General features: G+C 45.0%; 14 protein-coding genes. 10 read left to right on the top strand and 4 right to left on the bottom strand.

What is annotated here, in order from left to right; genetic code table 11:
- Window positions 1–221: 221 nt before the first annotated feature.
- From BLV62_RS07780 to BLV62_RS07765, 4 genes are read right to left on the bottom strand one after another with little or no spacing between them, the layout of a single operon-like run.
- Complete coding sequence (locus BLV62_RS07780) at window positions 222–3,395, bottom strand: collagen-like domain-containing protein (RefSeq protein ID WP_220096686.1); 3,174 nt, start codon at window positions 3,393–3,395, stop codon at window positions 222–224.
- A gap of 18 nt (window positions 3,396–3,413) precedes the next feature.
- Window positions 3,414–3,791 carry a hypothetical protein gene (locus BLV62_RS07775; protein WP_089760332.1) on the bottom strand — a complete coding sequence of 126 codons (378 nt, stop codon included), beginning with the start codon at window positions 3,789–3,791 and terminating at the stop codon, window positions 3,414–3,416.
- A 17-nt stretch (window positions 3,792–3,808) separates the two neighbouring features.
- The gene (gene porV / locus BLV62_RS07770) at window positions 3,809–4,975 is read right to left on the bottom strand and encodes a type IX secretion system outer membrane channel protein PorV (RefSeq protein ID WP_139170003.1); all 1,167 of its coding nucleotides are present in this window, start codon (window positions 4,973–4,975) and stop codon (window positions 3,809–3,811) included.
- Window positions 4,976–5,005: 30 nt separating this feature from the next.
- Complete coding sequence (locus BLV62_RS07765; RefSeq protein ID WP_089760328.1) at window positions 5,006–5,512, bottom strand: T9SS type A sorting domain-containing protein; 507 nt, start codon at window positions 5,510–5,512, stop codon at window positions 5,006–5,008.
- A gap of 564 nt (window positions 5,513–6,076) precedes the next feature.
- On the opposite strand from BLV62_RS07765, the gene fusA reads away from it, so the two are divergent.
- From fusA to rpsS, 10 genes are all read left to right on the top strand, one after another.
- Window positions 6,077–8,221 (top strand): elongation factor G, encoded by a 2,145-nt coding sequence (fusA, locus tag BLV62_RS07760; protein ID WP_211117732.1) that lies wholly within the window; start codon window positions 6,077–6,079, stop codon window positions 8,219–8,221.
- Window positions 8,222–8,488: 267 nt separating this feature from the next.
- Window positions 8,489–9,277 (top strand): glycosyltransferase, encoded by a 789-nt coding sequence (locus BLV62_RS07755; RefSeq protein ID WP_089760324.1) that lies wholly within the window; start codon window positions 8,489–8,491, stop codon window positions 9,275–9,277.
- Between the two features lie 42 nt (window positions 9,278–9,319).
- The gene (locus BLV62_RS07750) at window positions 9,320–10,069 is read left to right on the top strand and encodes a polysaccharide deacetylase family protein (RefSeq protein ID WP_168927822.1); all 750 of its coding nucleotides are present in this window, start codon (window positions 9,320–9,322) and stop codon (window positions 10,067–10,069) included.
- A gap of 334 nt (window positions 10,070–10,403) precedes the next feature.
- A complete protein-coding gene (locus BLV62_RS07745) occupies window positions 10,404–11,000 on the top strand; it encodes a transporter (protein WP_225889574.1) in 597 nt (198 codons plus the stop codon).
- A gap of 1,571 nt (window positions 11,001–12,571) precedes the next feature.
- On the top strand, window positions 12,572–12,877 hold the full coding sequence (rpsJ, locus tag BLV62_RS07735; RefSeq protein ID WP_012789286.1) for a 30S ribosomal protein S10: 306 nt from the start codon (window positions 12,572–12,574) through the stop codon (window positions 12,875–12,877).
- Window positions 12,878–13,069: 192 nt separating this feature from the next.
- A complete protein-coding gene (gene rplC / locus BLV62_RS07730) occupies window positions 13,070–13,687 on the top strand; it encodes a 50S ribosomal protein L3 (RefSeq protein WP_089760319.1) in 618 nt (205 codons plus the stop codon).
- A 1-nt stretch (window position 13,688) separates the two neighbouring features.
- Window positions 13,689–14,327, top strand: coding sequence for a 50S ribosomal protein L4 (gene rplD / locus BLV62_RS07725; protein WP_089760317.1), 639 nt, complete (start codon window positions 13,689–13,691; stop codon window positions 14,325–14,327).
- Window positions 14,328–14,389: 62 nt separating this feature from the next.
- Window positions 14,390–14,689 (top strand): 50S ribosomal protein L23, encoded by a 300-nt coding sequence (rplW, locus tag BLV62_RS07720; RefSeq protein ID WP_089760316.1) that lies wholly within the window; start codon window positions 14,390–14,392, stop codon window positions 14,687–14,689.
- Window positions 14,690–14,778: 89 nt separating this feature from the next.
- Window positions 14,779–15,612 (top strand): 50S ribosomal protein L2, encoded by an 834-nt coding sequence (gene rplB, locus BLV62_RS07715; RefSeq protein ID WP_089760314.1) that lies wholly within the window; start codon window positions 14,779–14,781, stop codon window positions 15,610–15,612.
- Between the two features lie 60 nt (window positions 15,613–15,672).
- Window positions 15,673–15,939, top strand: coding sequence for a 30S ribosomal protein S19 (gene rpsS, locus BLV62_RS07710; RefSeq protein WP_089760312.1), 267 nt, complete (start codon window positions 15,673–15,675; stop codon window positions 15,937–15,939).
- Window positions 15,940–15,946 lie beyond the last annotated feature (7 nt).

Genomic DNA, 15,946 nt, shown 5'->3' with positions numbered 1-15,946 from the left:
GCCTCTTGCAAGGCAAGAGCCATATGCAACCTGCGATAAAACAACAATTCGGGAAACCCCGCAATAGACTTATCAGCTGATAATAATCCCCCGCTCTTCAAATAATCCCCTGTAACTCAATCATCACCGTCAGCAATCCAGTAACAATCTTCAAACTCATTTCAATAAAAAATCCGGGCCCCATCCTGGAACCCGGATTATAAAGAAGGATAGTACTCCCGTTATTTTACATTCACCAAAACCCTGATCTTACCATCAGTCGCTTTCATCTCCTCTAATGCTTTTCCAATAGCCTGGCCTGGTTTCAGCTTATTCAGATCCGCTTTCATAGCATAACCCGGACGACTTGATGTCACCAGGATATCGCCACGGTGAATTTCTCCGCCTTCATTGCAAACTTTCGTTGGAATCACCCCAACTACCCCCATCGGTACCTGGTGAGAAATATCGTCGTCTATTCCTGATTCAGTTAATAATACGCCAGGTTTAGTAGCATATACGCCGGCAACCAGCGAAGAATAGGCTTCTTGCGATCTTTCAACGGTACGGTCGGTGGTGGTAGAGATCACCAGTACATCTCCCGCTTCATATTGACTAATATGCCCGTTTACATCAAATGATTCAGCAACGTCTGCACCACTGTTTTGAGTACCGCCATTAAAGAATCCCCGACCTGCAGAGTTAATTCTTGCTACATTCACAACACCTGGGTTGCCTGATCTGAATACCGCAATACTGCCATTGCTATGTTGTTCCACAGATAAGGCTTCCTTCGTATTGGCGGTATTAAAATTTACAAACCGGGCTGGACGGGCATTCCCAAAATTAGGAACCCAACCAAATACGGCGTTTCCATTTCCTTCGGCAGTTGCTTCTATACCATCGCCATTATTAGAGGCGCTGGCAGTAATAGCATTTCCATTCCCATCTGCAATCGCAACTACAGCCGGCCCATTACCTGCCGGATTAGATGCATGGAATAAACCTGCATATCCTCCTGTACCGCTGGAAACGCCATAAATACCGGCAGTGCCAAAATTGGCGAACATAGAGTTCACCTCTCCCCGAACCGCAGGGGAAGTACCAGTGGTCTTGTCCACAAAGAAGCTACCCGCTGTACCGTTACCAACAGTCTTAACAGTTATTACATCGCTGGTGTTACTCTCATTGAATATCTGGAACCTGCCGGCCCTTCCTGTGGCAAAACTTGGCACCCAGGCATAAAGCGCATTGCCGGCGCCATCTATATTTGTTTCCACCCCATTTCCATCTTTACTCGCATTAGCAGTGATCGCATTGCCATTACCATCAGCGATTGATACAAGAGCGGGACCATTACCGGTAGTATTCGAAGAATGGAATAATCCAGCGAATCCGCCGGTTCCTGAAGAAACGCCAAAAACACCCGCTGCACCGAAGTTGCCAAAGATTGTTTTTACCTCGCCTCGTACGGCAGCTGCCACACTGTTTGTATTATTGACAAGGAAAGAGGCGGCATTACCCTGTGTATTGTCCGGGATATTGCCGTTTCCGTTAGTTTCAACTTCCAAAGTATTGCCGGTGGTATTCGTCTGGTTGAAGTTCTCAAACCGACCTGCCCGGCCGGTACTGTTGTTAAGGCCTACCTGCCCGTATACGCCGATTCCGGTTCCGGAAGTATTGGTTGCAACAAAGCCTCTCACGCCATAACCCCCTCCATCATTTCTTCCTACCACAGCTCCTGCTATGTCGCTGGTTGTGCGCCCAACCACTGCCTCGCCGCCTCCGTTATTATCTCCTACAACTCCGGCCGATGTCACGGTTGCGGTAATTCCATGTACGCCAAATCCACTGCTGGTAGAACTACGTACCCCTGCGCCGCCTCCGGTAGTGGTCACATTAATAACAGTGCCGTTACCAACCGTATTAGCATTGAGTACAACGTTGTTATTTGCGTTATTGTAGATAGAGATACTGGCCGGAATACCATTGTTGCTGGTAGCTGTAAGCCCTGTACCGGAAGCACTATTTGCATATACTCCGGTACCGTTGGCAGATGCGTTTCCATATACTCCCAACCCGTTTGGAGTTACGCCATAAATGCCCCAGCCACTTCCTTCCTGCGAACCCCATACGCCGATTCCAAGGCCGCCGGTTCCATTGTTGATCCCCCTGACCCCGGCGGAAAATCCGCCTGGTGAAGCGCTGCTAACAATACCCCGTATAGCCGCAATAGAAGAAGTGGGGGTATTATTAACACCTTCGAGCGAGGTGCCGTCACCATTATTGGTGATAGAAAACAAAGTAGCAGCGTTATTTTCAACAGTGGCATACGGTAAAGTAAAACCGCCACCGCCAAGCGTTACAGGTACCCATTCCGCACCATTATAGCGTAAAACCTGGTTGGCTATCGGAGCCGTATTACTAACAGGGTGGCCTTGAAGCCCGGAAACCGTAGGGCCAGGATAGTTACCCGACAAGTCGCCTGACGCAGCGCCGGTTAAAGGTCCCTCAGGACCCTGCGGTCCTTGCGGACCCGCTGGGCCGACTGCTCCGGTAGGCCCTTGTGGTCCAGCAGGCCCCATTGGTCCAACTGATCCCGGATCTCCTTTATCTCCCTGTGGACCTTGTGGTCCTGCAGGTCCAATCGGCCCGGCAGGTCCAACTGGTCCCTGTAGTCCTGGATCTCCTTTGGGGCCCGCAGGTCCGATCGGTCCGGCTGGTCCTGGATCTCCTTGAGGTCCTGTAGCACCTGCTGGTCCCACTGGTCCTACTGGTCCCGCGTCTCCTTTAGGCCCTGCTGGTCCTATAGGTCCGGCGGGTCCTGGATCTCCTTTGGGCCCTGTAGCACCTGCTGGTCCCGCTGGTCCAACGTCCCCTTTTGGTCCCGGAACTCCTGCAGGTCCGGCGTCTCCCTTAGGCCCCGCTGGTCCTACCGGTCCTGGAGCCCCAGCCGGTCCTGCGTCCCCTTTCGGACCTGCAGGTCCTGCCGGCCCCTGTGGCCCTGCCTGGCTGTTAGCTGCGTACAAAGCAAATGGTACGCTTACCAGCTGGCTGGTACCCAAAACGGTAAAACCGCCGCCGTTCACGGATGCTTCTACCTGTACATACTGGTTGGCGTTTGCCCAGGGCACGCCTGCAAATGTTCCCTTAACCGGTGTTCCGTCGCCAATCTGCAGGGTAAATAATCCCAACTGGTTGGTTGTAACATCGTGTGTTTCCTGGTATTGTACAGGGCCATTGGCTGATCCGCCTAAAACGGAGATCCGTATTTTCATAGCGCTGTTAGCCAGTACATTTCCATTACTGTTCCTGGCTACCGCCTGGTAATTAAGTTTCTGAAGACTGCTCTGTGCATGGGCTACCTGGGCGATTGCCAGCACAAATAATATGAAGACTAGGTTTCGAACTAGCATATTCTCCTGTTTTAAAGTTTAATTTTTCGTTTTGGGGCCTGCTCCGCCTTGATCCGGTATGATGATCCTGGTTGTGACAGAGTCTCTTTTCTTTTCTGCCGGCTTATCAGAAGATAGAGGTTGTGAAGCCGCAGCTGCTTTCCTGGCAACAGACGCCTGTTGCGTTGCATTACCTGGTTTATAATTGGTAAATATTACTTCCCGCATTGGCCTGTTTGGTGACACGGTTTGTTTGTCGGCTGTGGTATTGGCCTTGGACCGGTCCACGATCGCCTTGGCGTCCTTGTCCTTGTTTGCAAAAATGGTAGTTCGCAAACTCACGCCTTCAGGCGCGGTTTGTCCATGTGCCAGGCAGGCCAGCAGACAGAATAATGTGAATAAGATGCTTGCTTTCATATTGGGCAGTTGAATGATTAGTGATCTTTGTTGATGTTATAAAGCAGTGAAAACATGAGCGTTTTCTTCTGATAAAGCGAACCGCCTGTAGGAAGCAGGTAAGCCATATCCAGCTGGACGTTTGAGAATTTTAATCCTATGCCGCTGGTAAACTGCTGACGATAACCCTTATTGGGATGTTCATAGAAATACCCCGTTCTCAGGAACAGGACCTGTTTATACGAGTACTCGATACCGCCGCCAAACGTAAATTCTCTTAACTCTTCCTGGAACCCGCCAGGCGCATCGCCAAACGAGGAGAATATGGAGTTTACCACGCTTCGGTTAGGGTCTTTACCTTTTAAAATGGTACCGGTCATTACGCCATTGGAATCAAGTGCATAAACAGGCGGGGTAGGCACCAGCAGTTTGTTGATCTCGATAGTGACAGTGAACGTATTGCTTTCGGTATTTACAAAGGCATATCCACCCCCAATCCTCATGTTCATAGGAAGGAAGCTTTTCCGCTCTTTGTCGTCCGTATAGGAAAGCTTGGTACCCAGGTTGGTCAGGCTGATGCCAAAGCAATAACGGTTGCCAAAATCAATGACATCTGCACTGTTTTGATAATAGAACCCGATATCGCCGGCTACCGCCGATGCAGGTTTTTGTTGAAGACCATTGAAATTGCCTTGTCCCAGCTGGCTGCGGATGTACCGCAGGGATACCGCAAGGGAGGTGCGCTGTCCCAGTTTCCTGGCGTAGGTTCCATCAATTGAATATTCACGGGGAGTATACTCCTGGATAACGGTGCCATTGTCGTCCCGGAAGGTAATACTACCATAATTGAAATATTTCATGGAAAGCCCTACTGCCTGGTTCTTGTCCTGCCCTACATTCTTGAAGGCCGATACGTAGGCCATATTGGACTGGTTGTTATTTATTCCCCACATCCAGGGTGCATAATTGGCGCTTACTCCCCAGTCGCCGGCAAATACAATCTTTGCCGCGTTGGAAAATAAAGCGTTGGCATCGGGAGTAAGGCCTGTTGGCGCATTCCCGGTGGCGCTGCCGCGGGCATCCGGATTTACTAATAGAAAACCGGCTCCAATATCAGGTGGCCGCTGCTGGTTTTTCTGCGCCAGCAGCCATAATGGAGCATGGAGGATGCACATCAGCAAAATGAATTGTAATCGTATTTGCATAATGAAGCTTTTTGCTAGGGGTACAATGAGTTACTGGATAATGACCTTTTCAAAGAAGATCTGGAGCCCTACCTGCAGTTTTAAGGTGTAAATTCCGGAAGCAAACCTGTTCACTCCGATAACCAGCGTATTCCGGCCCGCTCCCATAGAAGGTTGCGTACTGTAAAGGGTTTGCCCTGCCGTATTGATCAATTCTACCTGGACATAAGACGGCGCCAGCAGGTCCATCTGTATTTTCAGGTTGGTAGAAGCCGGGTTAGGGAAGATGAGGTACTCTTTCAGTAACCTGGTTCCGGGTTTGACCGGCGGCAGTTCTTCCGGTTGCTGGAAGCCCTGTGTTAGTGCAAAATGGCCGTCTGTGATGAAGGAAATAATGGGTTCCCCAATTGTATACGTGAGTTTAACGGCGCCTACCGTTCCTTCGCCTCCCGAGGTGGCAGTTACGTACCGGTTAAGTATAATTTGCGCCCGGGTTGCGGTACTACAGAGTATGAACAGAAAAAGGAGGCAGGTGCCTGCGCGTGTAGAATTGCTCATATTGAGGTTATTAAAATGTATATGGTTTTAAATAGAAATAAAGGTTCCGTTTAGCGCTGGAAGCCAGTGCTATCCCTTGTTTGCAATTGCAAAACGTCAGAATGGGGCAATATGGGGTCGATTGCTTATCCTATGCGGCTAAGTCCTGGTATGATTGACTAATTCCCGTGCTTAAGATTTTGGTGAGCCTTGAGGTTAATGCATTACAGTTTTTACAAGCAAGTAGTAAAGATGCATGACAGACGGTTTTTTGGTTAAAAATTTTTATTATGCTCTTAGGTGTTGCCTACCAATCGGTTAATATATAGTGCTAACTATATGCAACACGAAATAATTAAAAAATGTTTTCAAAATTAAACCCGGATTTAAGATGGGTGGAAAATATTTAATAACTGGCGTATTTTGCTGATAAACTGGTATTTGGTGACAGATAAATTACAACGCCAGAGTGTGCTTCGCTGTTAAGGAATAAATAACATGCTGACAATCTATGGTCGTTTTATTTATTGCCAGAAATAGATTACCTTTGCCCCCCAAATTGCATTATTTAGTCATTTTAATATTATGGCAGACTTAAAATTTCAAAGGAACTTTGGTATTGCGGCGCACATTGATGCGGGTAAAACCACTACCACAGAGCGTATCCTGTATTACACAGGTAAATCCCATAAGATTGGTGAAGTGCACGAAGGTGCAGCAACCATGGACTGGATGGCACAGGAGCAGGAGAGAGGTATTACCATTACATCTGCTGCTACCACTTGTTTTTGGAATTTTCCAACCTTACAAGGTAAAGCTACTCCAGATACCAAACAATATAAATTTAACATCATTGATACTCCGGGCCACGTGGACTTTACCGTTGAGGTAGAGCGTTCTCTGCGTGTATTGGATGGTCTGGTTGCGTTATTCTGCGCAGTATCAGGTGTTGAACCTCAGTCTGAAACCGTATGGCGCCAGGCTAACCGCTACCGCGTACCCCGTATCGGTTTCGTTAACAAAATGGACCGTTCAGGTGCTGACTTCTTAAACGTAGTTAAACAAGTTAAAGAAATGCTGGGTGCTAACCCCGTTCCTTTGACCCTGCCTATCGGTGCTGAAGATACTTTCAAAGGCGTGGTTGACTTGATCACCATGAAAGGTATCATCTGGGACGAAGACAGTAAAGGTGCTACTTACCAGGAAATCGAAATCCCTGCTGATATGAAGGAAGAAGCAGAAGAGTGGAGAGCTAAACTCGTTGAAGCTGTTGCAGAATACGACGATACCCTGATGGAGAAATTCTTCGAAGATCCTAACTCTATCTCTGAAACAGAAATCCACGAAGCAATCCGTAAAGCGACTATCGATATCGCTATCATCCCTATGATGTGCGGTTCTTCTTTCAAAAACAAAGGTGTTCAGAAAATGCTGGATGCGGTTTGCCGTTACCTGCCTTCTCCTCTGGATATCGAAGCTGTAAAAGGTACAAACCCTGATACCGGCGAAGAGATCGAACGTAAACCTGATGCTAAAGAACCATTCTCTGCTCTGGCGTTCAAGATCATGACCGATCCTTTCGTAGGTCGTCTGGCCTTCTTCCGCGCTTATTCCGGTCACCTGGATGCAGGTTCTTATATCCTGAACACCCGTACCGGCAAAAACGAGCGTATCAGCCGTATCATGCAGATGCACGCTAACAAGCAAAATCCTATCGATTTCATCGAAGCTGGTGATATCGGAGCTGCTGTTGGTTTTAAAGATATCAAAACCGGTGATACCCTGTGCGATGAGAACCATCCTATCGTACTGGAATCTATGACCTTCCCTGAGCCGGTGATCCACATCGCTATCGAGCCTAAAACACAGGCGGACGTTGATAAAATGGGTATGGCCATCGCTAAACTGGTAGAAGAAGATCCTACCCTGAAAGCAAAAACCGACGAAGAAACCGGTCAAACAGTTCTTTCCGGTATGGGTGAGCTGCACCTGGAAATCATCGTTGACCGTATGAAACGTGAATTCAAGGTAGAAGTTAACCAGGGCGCTCCTCAGGTAGCTTACAAAGAAGCCCTGACCGCTAAAGTAGAACACCGCGAAGTATTCAAGAAACAAACCGGTGGTAAAGGTAAATTCGCTGACATCCAGGTTGAAATCTCTCCTGCTGATGCAGAATGGCTGAAAGAAAACGAGGGTAAATCATTCCAATTCGTTAACGATATCTTCGGAGGTGCTATTCCAAAAGAATTCATCCCTGCGGTACAGAAAGGTTTCGAAGCATCTATGAACCAGGGTGTATTGGCTAACTTCCCGTTAGTTAACCTGAAAGTTCGCCTGTTTGATGGTTCTTACCACAACGTGGACTCCGATGCGATGTCTTTCGAACTTTGTGCTAAACAAGCTTTCCGTGAGGCAGCCCGCAAAGCTAAACCAGTATTGCTGGAGCCAATCATGAAAGTGGAAGTACAAACTCCTGATCAGTACATGGGTGATGTAACAGGTGACCTGAACCGTCGTCGTGGTATGCTGGAAGGTATGGACTCCAGGAATGGTGTTCAGGTGATCAAAGCTAAAGTACCTTTGAGCGAAATGTTCGGTTACGTAACCCAGTTACGTTCCCTGTCTTCCGGTCGTGCAACTTCTATCATGGAGTTCTCTCACTATTCTCCTGCTCCAAACAACGTTGCAGAAGAAGTGATCGCGAAAGTAAAGGGTAAAGTAAACGCTTAATAATCAGCATCTTAATACGAGGGGCCTCTATCTGATAGAGGCCCTTTTTGTTTTATCCCCCTCCCGCCTTCTGACATGAATATGCTATTGCCATGATAAGAATTTTCGATACTTTCATTGTAACCTACAACTGAATATTACTTTTTGCTAACTGCCAGAGGTCCCGGTCCCCGGGGCCTTTTTATTTTTCTTCTCTAGGGGGGATAAGTGATTTCCACGTCATTGTTATGGATATGTCATCCGCCTCATCTGTAGCTTAGATAAAATATGTCATTAGAGTTAATACAATTACAAGCACCTCCTACAACTGTTGTATATACTTCGGGACAGATCGGACAACTGGCTCCCGGCCTTGATTTGATTCTACCCTGCTACAATCCTTCGGGAAATTGGGTAGAATCACTCATTGGTCATTATACCGAGCTTACAGGCCTGCTGAAGGATACGGCGGTGCAGTTGATATTGGTGAACGATGGCTCTGCCAGGGGCTTTGAGCAGGAGAAGATCGACTATCTGAAAACCGCGATCCCTGACATTATCATTGTAAATTATTCCAGAAACCGGGGCAAAGGATATGCCGTCAGAGAAGGGGTAAAACATTCCAAATATGCCTTCCAGGTATGCACCGACCTGGATTTCCCGTTTGGGGTACATTCCGTGAAAGGAGTGTTCGACAGGTTGGTGCAGGGAGCTGATGTGGTGGCCGGAGAAAGGGGAGAAGCCTACCTGGATAAATTGCCTGCTAAAAGGAGAAGGATCACCCGCGTCAGCAGGTTCCTGAACAAAATGGTGCTTAACCTGAAGGTAGAAGATGCCCAGGCCGGCCTTAAAGGCTTTAATGCCTATGGCAGGAATGTGCTTTTGGAAACAAATATTGACGGCTTCCTGTACGACAGTGAATTCATGTACCAGGCGGGCAAACGTCCCCACCTGAAAATTGGAGCAGTATCCGTAGCTTGCAGGTCAGATATCCAGTTTTCATCCTTCCGTACTAAATTACTGTTGAAAGAAATGTTCAATTACTGCAAATTAGTTTGGGATTCATTGACCGTATAGGCCTGTATGAGAGAAAAGAAGCGAATATTAATAAGTGTCGATGTGGAGGAATTCGATATTCCAGAAGAATTTGGCCAGCAGGTTACACTACAAGATAAATTGGAGGTTTCGAGGAAAGGATTGCAGGCAACATTGTCATTGTTCGACAAATACGATGTTCGCGCTACTTTTTTCATCACTGCATATTGGGCGCAGCACTATCCTGAGCTGATCAGGCAAATTGCTGCAAAGCATGAGATAGCGTCTCATGCCTATTATCATAGCTCGTTTACAGATGCGGACCTGGAAGGGTCGCGACTTACATTGCAGGAGATCAGCGGGCAGGTGATACAAGGCTTCCGGATGCCCCGGCTGAAAGAAGTGAATAAAGCGGCCCTGAAAAAGGCTGGCTACCTGTACGATGCTTCCATTAACCCAACCTGGCTGCCAGGAAGATATAACAACCGGCATTTGCCAAGAACCCTGTATAAAGACCAGGATGTCTGGATTATTCCGTCCTCGGTGTCCCCATACCTCAGGTATCCTATTTTCTGGCTGAGCGTAAAGAATATGCCATTATGGGTTACGAGACATTTCAGTAACCAGGTACTGGCAAAAGATGACTATTTATCCTTTTACTTTCATCCCTGGGAACTGGCAGATATAACCGCTTATTCTCTTCCTGGTTATATCAACCGGGTGTGTGGTACCAGAATGCAGTTGAAAATGGATAGTTATTTGCGTTTTCTTCAGCAGAAAGGTATTTTCTCTACACATGCGGAATGGCTGAATTCAAAGTACTTAACGGCATGATTTATTGCAGAAACAACCACACCAATAGCATTAAATCATAATTATCGCAACAACCTTAGTATTTAAAATGTTATTCCATTTAAGGTATAATGGATAAAAAAAGTATGTGCTTGATAGTGAGGATTTTTTTTGGATATTGACATATATTATATTCATATTCAGTACTTTTGCGGAAGAATAGTAAAACCCACGTGCGTTTGTTTGTTGTGAGAAGGATCGGCCCCATTATCCCCTGCCTTTATTATTTGGCTTCAAGCCCTGTTGCAAACGAAGGTTTGCGTTTGAAAGTTCTTATTCATTCAACATGTTAATTGTTAATACTAAAAATCAGACTATGAAAAGAATGCGTCATTTAACCCTTGCATTATCAATCGTCTTATGTGGAATGGTCGCGAATGCACAGATTCAGAAAGGAAACATTATGGTTGGAGGTACCCTTGCGAATTTGGGGTTAAATTTTCAGAAAAGCAGCACCCAGTTCAGTATGGATCTGACCCCGAAAGCAGCTTGGTTCATTAAGGATGGATTTGCCTTGGGAGGTTATGTTAACCTGGGTTTATCCACAGACAACCCCGGAACGAATGTTAACTATGGTGTTGGTGCGTTAGCCCGTTATTTTGTTGAAGACAAGAATGTAAGAAAACTGGAGTTCTCAAAACGTTCCCGCTTTTTCCTGGAAGGAACAGTAGGTTTTGCAGGGTTTAACCCGGCAAACGGAGCTTCTACCAATGGCTTGGATATCGGCGTGGGTCCTGGAATTTCTTACTTTATCACACCTAATGTGGGTTTGGAAGGGTTGTTAAAGTATGATTTGACTGTTGGATTTGGTAATTCAACTACTTCAAACCGGTTGAACCTGGGAGTAGGGTTCCAGATCTATTTACCATCAGCGCGGGCTAAACAGATTTATAGAGAAGAGCGTAACAGATAGTGATGGCAGAGATTGTTAAGTTATTGAGGGCGGATATTTATATCCGCCTTTTTCTATGTTGGCATTCCTTATTGAATGAACGGAATGAATAAGATGCAGTTAAAATGCACTAATTGAACGGCTAGTTTTAAATAATAAGCGATTATTTTAGCGAAGCGCCTGCAAACCCGCAGGCTGGGGATTGCCGAAAACCCGGAATAGAGTAAGCGTCACATCTGTATTTAATTTGTTCCTGTTTATGTTAAACACAATTCTGCAGGCGATAGTTAAGTTCTTGAACACTGTAACTGGCGCTTTATAATTCCCTATTAGGATATTAACGAATGGGATTGCCGAAAACCATGTAAAAGAGTAGGCAGAAATGAAACAAATCAGCTTTATGATCCTCGATGCATTAAACACATTTCTGAAAGGATTGCTGGCATTGCTGGTTAGGGCATTAGGTGGCATTTAACCGATGCTGTAAGAGTAGTGAGATATTAGTCTCCCTATTTTATCAACTTGTTCTTGGGTATCTACTTGGTAGGTACCCTTTTCTTTTTCTGTGGGCGTACTGAACAATAATTAGGTAGGATAGCAAACTGAATAAAATGAACGATTGTATTTAAAAATATTGATAATAATTTCGGCGAGCCTTATTCAAGAAGGGGCATTGGGATTGCCGAAAACCAATATAACAGAGTAGGTGTCACTCGTAGTAAAAACTATCTTATGGATTTACTGAATCAACTGCTGGCAACAATCATTGCTTTGCTGAAATCCTTACTGGGAGGTCTGTAATGATTCCCACGTTGTAAGGGATTACAGCAAACAGAATAATGTTTTTCCCTTATGCAACACTTAATTGAAGAGGCTGGCTCAATGAGCGGCCTCTTTTTGTTTTTGCTGCTGGTGGTGTATCAGTATTTTATTTGATATAGTTTCGTGTAATCGTTTACGTTATATATGCTGAATGAATGAATAGGATGGCCTGGCGACGATATAATGAATAAAATGAACGATTGTTGAATGAAGGATAGCTTTTATTTTTAAGTCCGTTAATGAGTAACGAACTGGGAATGCCGAAAACCAGGTAATAGAGTAGGCAGTATCTTATTAAAACCTTTCTCCATGGATTTACTGAATCAGCTGTTAGCTTTGATCTTAGGCTTAGTTAAATCATTATTAGGTGGCTTAGGTGGTGGATTACCACTTTAATCATTAGGGCAGCTACGAATGCCCGGATGTATCGTCAAACCTTTAACTAATCGAAAGGCTGTTCCAGGTAAGCGGGGCAGCCTTTTTTATTTTTCCGGGTCGCCAGATTTTTTTTGTTTTGAAATTTGTTTTCCTATATTTGTCGAAACGACATGTGAAGTTACCTTAAGGCTTAACCTACACACAATGAATTAATTCTGAAGCCTTATTGTCATTTTTTCTCCATTCCGGTCAGCTTCTTCCTAAGCCAGAGCGCGGCTACTGGCAAGTTTCTTTTATTTTTTTCCGCAGAATTATTTGTCAAATAGAAAAAACGGGTTACCTTTGCCCTCCCAAATTGTATTGGGAAAAAACTAGAAGAAGTTCATTGCATTATGTCTCAGAGAATAAGAATCAAGCTGAAGTCCTACGATCACAATTTAGTAGACAAGTCTGCTGAGAAGATCGTTAAAACCGTGCGTAACACGGGTGCCGTGGTAACAGGTCCAATTCCTTTACCTACCGAGAAGAAAATATTTACAGTATTGCGTTCTCCGCACGTTAACAAGAAAGCGCGCGAGCAGTTCCAACTGTGTACTCACAAACGTTTACTGGATATTTACACCTCTTCTTCCAGAACTGTAGATGCGCTTAGTAAGCTGGATTTACCATCTGGGGTAGAAGTTGAAATTAAAGCATAAGGACAACAGCAAGGCAGGCAAAAGGCCGGCCTTTATTGATTTTATGTTTATCCGTTGATAAACAACGAATAACCGATTTTAACAAAGTAACATAGGTCGCGCCTTCTGGGCGGCCAACCAATAAATGTATTTAAACCGCCCATCCTGGGGATAGCTAGAATCCCCCCAGGCGCTGGGTATAATCATATAAACATGAAAGGTATTATTGGCAAAAAGATTGGTATGACCAGCATCTTCGAAGCTAATGGTAAGCAAACTGCTTGCACCATTATCGAAGCAGGTCCCAACGTTGTAACACAGGTAAAAAGCCTGGAATCAGATGGTTACAACGCAATTCAGGTTTCTTTCGGTGAAAAGAAAGAAAAACACACCACTAAAGCAGAAAGCAATCACTTCGCGAAAGCAAGCACCTCTCCAAAACGTTACGTTAAAGAATTCCGTAATCCGGATGTACAAAAAGCCCTCGGTGAGTCTATCACCTGCGAAATCTTCGCTGAAGGTGAATCTGTAGACGTAGTAGGCACTTCCAAAGGTAAAGGTTTCCAAGGTGTTGTAAAACGCCACGGATTCGGCGGTGTGGGTGAAGCTACCCACGGTCAGCACGATAGAAGCAGAGCTCCTGGTTCTGTTGGCGGATCTTCTTATCCTTCTCGCGTTTTCAAGGGTATGCGTATGGCTGGTCAGACAGGTAATGAAAGAGTGAAAGTGAAAGGTCTGAAAATCCTGAAAATATTCCCTGAAAAGAATTATATCCTGGTAAGTGGTTCCGTTCCCGGCCACAATGGTTCAATCGTTTTAATCCAGAAGTAACATGCAAGTAGATATCTTAAATATAGAAGGTAAGAAAACCGGAAGATCCATCGAACTCCCTGAGGAGATTTTCGGTGTGGAGCCTAACAACCACGTAATCTACCTGGCTGTAAAACAATACCTTGCTGCTCAACGTCAAGGTACCCACAAGGTAAAAACCAGGGCAGAAGTAAAAGGTGCTTCCCGTAAATTACACAAACAAAAAGGTACTGGTGGCGCCCGTAAAGGTAACATCCGTAACCCTCTCTATAAAGGCGGTGGTACCATTTTCGGACCTAAACCTCATAGCTGGAGCATTAAACTGAACAGAAAAGTGAAAGATCTCGCTAAGATCTCCGCTCTTTCTATCAAAGCTAAAGAAAACAACATCATCATCGTTGAAGATCTGAAGCTGGACGCTCCTAAAACCAAACAATTCGTTGGTATCCTGAAGAATCTGAACATTAATGTTGACGGAAGAAAAACTATGTTTATCACTCCTGAATACATTGATAATGTTTACCTGTCTTTAAGGAACATTCCTACCGTGGATGGCGCAGTTCTGAGCGATATCAATACTTACGATATCATGAACAGCAACTATATCGTATTCACTGAAAGCGCAGCTAAGATCTTCACTGAAGAGCCTGCTGAAGCATAGGATTGATAACCAATTAATTAACAAGCTAAAGCTCTAAGCTAAAAGCGATAAGCGATAAGAAGATGAAACTTTCAGATGTTTTAATCAAACCGGTGGTTACCGAAAAGGTAAATAAAGCTACCGATAAATTCAACCGCTACTACTTCATTGTTGACAAAAAAGCCAACAAACTGGAGATCAAAAAAGCAGTGGAAGAATTCTACGGCGTAACCGTTGCAGATGTAAATACTGCTGTAATGCCTGGTAAAGCTAAATTCCGCTTTACTAAAGCCGGTTTCATTGCTGGTAAAAAACCGTCTTACAAAAAGGCGATCATTACCATTGCAGAAGGCGAAACTATAGATCTGTATGCTAACATGTAGTGCCGTTCTGGCTTAACCGCCAGGATGTGGATGTATATACAGACGACAATCATAATTTTAATCAACAACATTTAACTTTTTAGGAAGTAATGGCACTGAAGAAGTACAAACCAATGACGGCCGGTACCCGCTGGAAAATTGGCAACGCATATGCCGAATTAACAGCTGATACCCCTGAAAAAAGCCTCCTGGAGCCTGCAAAAAGATCCGGTGGTAGAAACGCGCAAGGTAGAATGTCTATGCGCTATATCGGTGGCGGTCACAAAAAACAATACCGTATCATAGATTTTAAACGCGACAAGGAAAACATTCCTGCTACCGTTAAAACTATCGAATACGATCCAAACCGTAGTGCTTTCATCGCACTGGTAAGCTATGCTGATGGTGAAAAACGTTACATCATCGCTCCGCAAGGCTTACAGGTTGGCAGCACTGTTATCAGCGGTGCAGAAGTAGCGCCTGAAGTAGGTAACGCTCTCCCTCTGAAAAACATGCCCCTGGGTACTGTAGTTCACAACATTGAACTGCAACCTGGTAAAGGCGGCGCCATCGCAAGAAGCGCCGGTGCTTATGCACAATTATCCAACAAGGAAGAAAAATACGCTGTGTTGAAAATGCCTTCCGGTGAGCTGCGTAAAGTATTAAATACTTGTAAAGCTACCGTTGGTACCGTTTCTAACTCAGATCACGCCCTGCAATCTATCGGTAAAGCAGGTGCTAACCGTTGGAGAGGTATCCGTCCTCGTAACCGTGGTGTTGCAATGAACCCAGTAGATCACCCAATGGGTGGTGGTGAAGGTAAATCTTCAGGCGGCCATCCTAGATCAAGAACTGGTAAATATGCAAAAGGTCTGAAAACCAGAAAACCACATAAGAGTTCTGATAAACTGATCATTAGCAGAAAAAACGGTAAAAAATTATAATTTCTGAATCCGGTCTCCGGCAACAGAGACCGGGTTTGAAAAATCATAAATAGTAAAGACATGGCTCGTTCCATAAGAAAAGGTCCTTACGTAGACCAAAAATTAGAAAACAAGGTTGAAAAAATGAATGCTGGCACCAAACGCACTGTTATCAAAACTTGGAGCCGTCGTTCTACTATCACGCCTGATTTCGTTGGTCATACCTTCGCAGTTCACAATGGCAACAAATTTATTCCTGTTTATGTAACAGAATTCATGGTTGGTCATAAACTGGGTGAATTTGCACCTACACGTAACTTCAGAGGACACGTAAACAAGAAAATGTAATTATAGT

Source organism: Chitinophaga terrae (ex Kim and Jung 2007) (assembly GCF_900107795.1).
GTDB classification, from domain to species: Bacteria; Bacteroidota; Bacteroidia; order Chitinophagales; family Chitinophagaceae; genus Chitinophaga; species Chitinophaga terrae.
The sequence above is the reverse complement of the archived record's forward strand: the minus strand, read 5'-3'. Positions and strand labels throughout refer to the sequence as shown.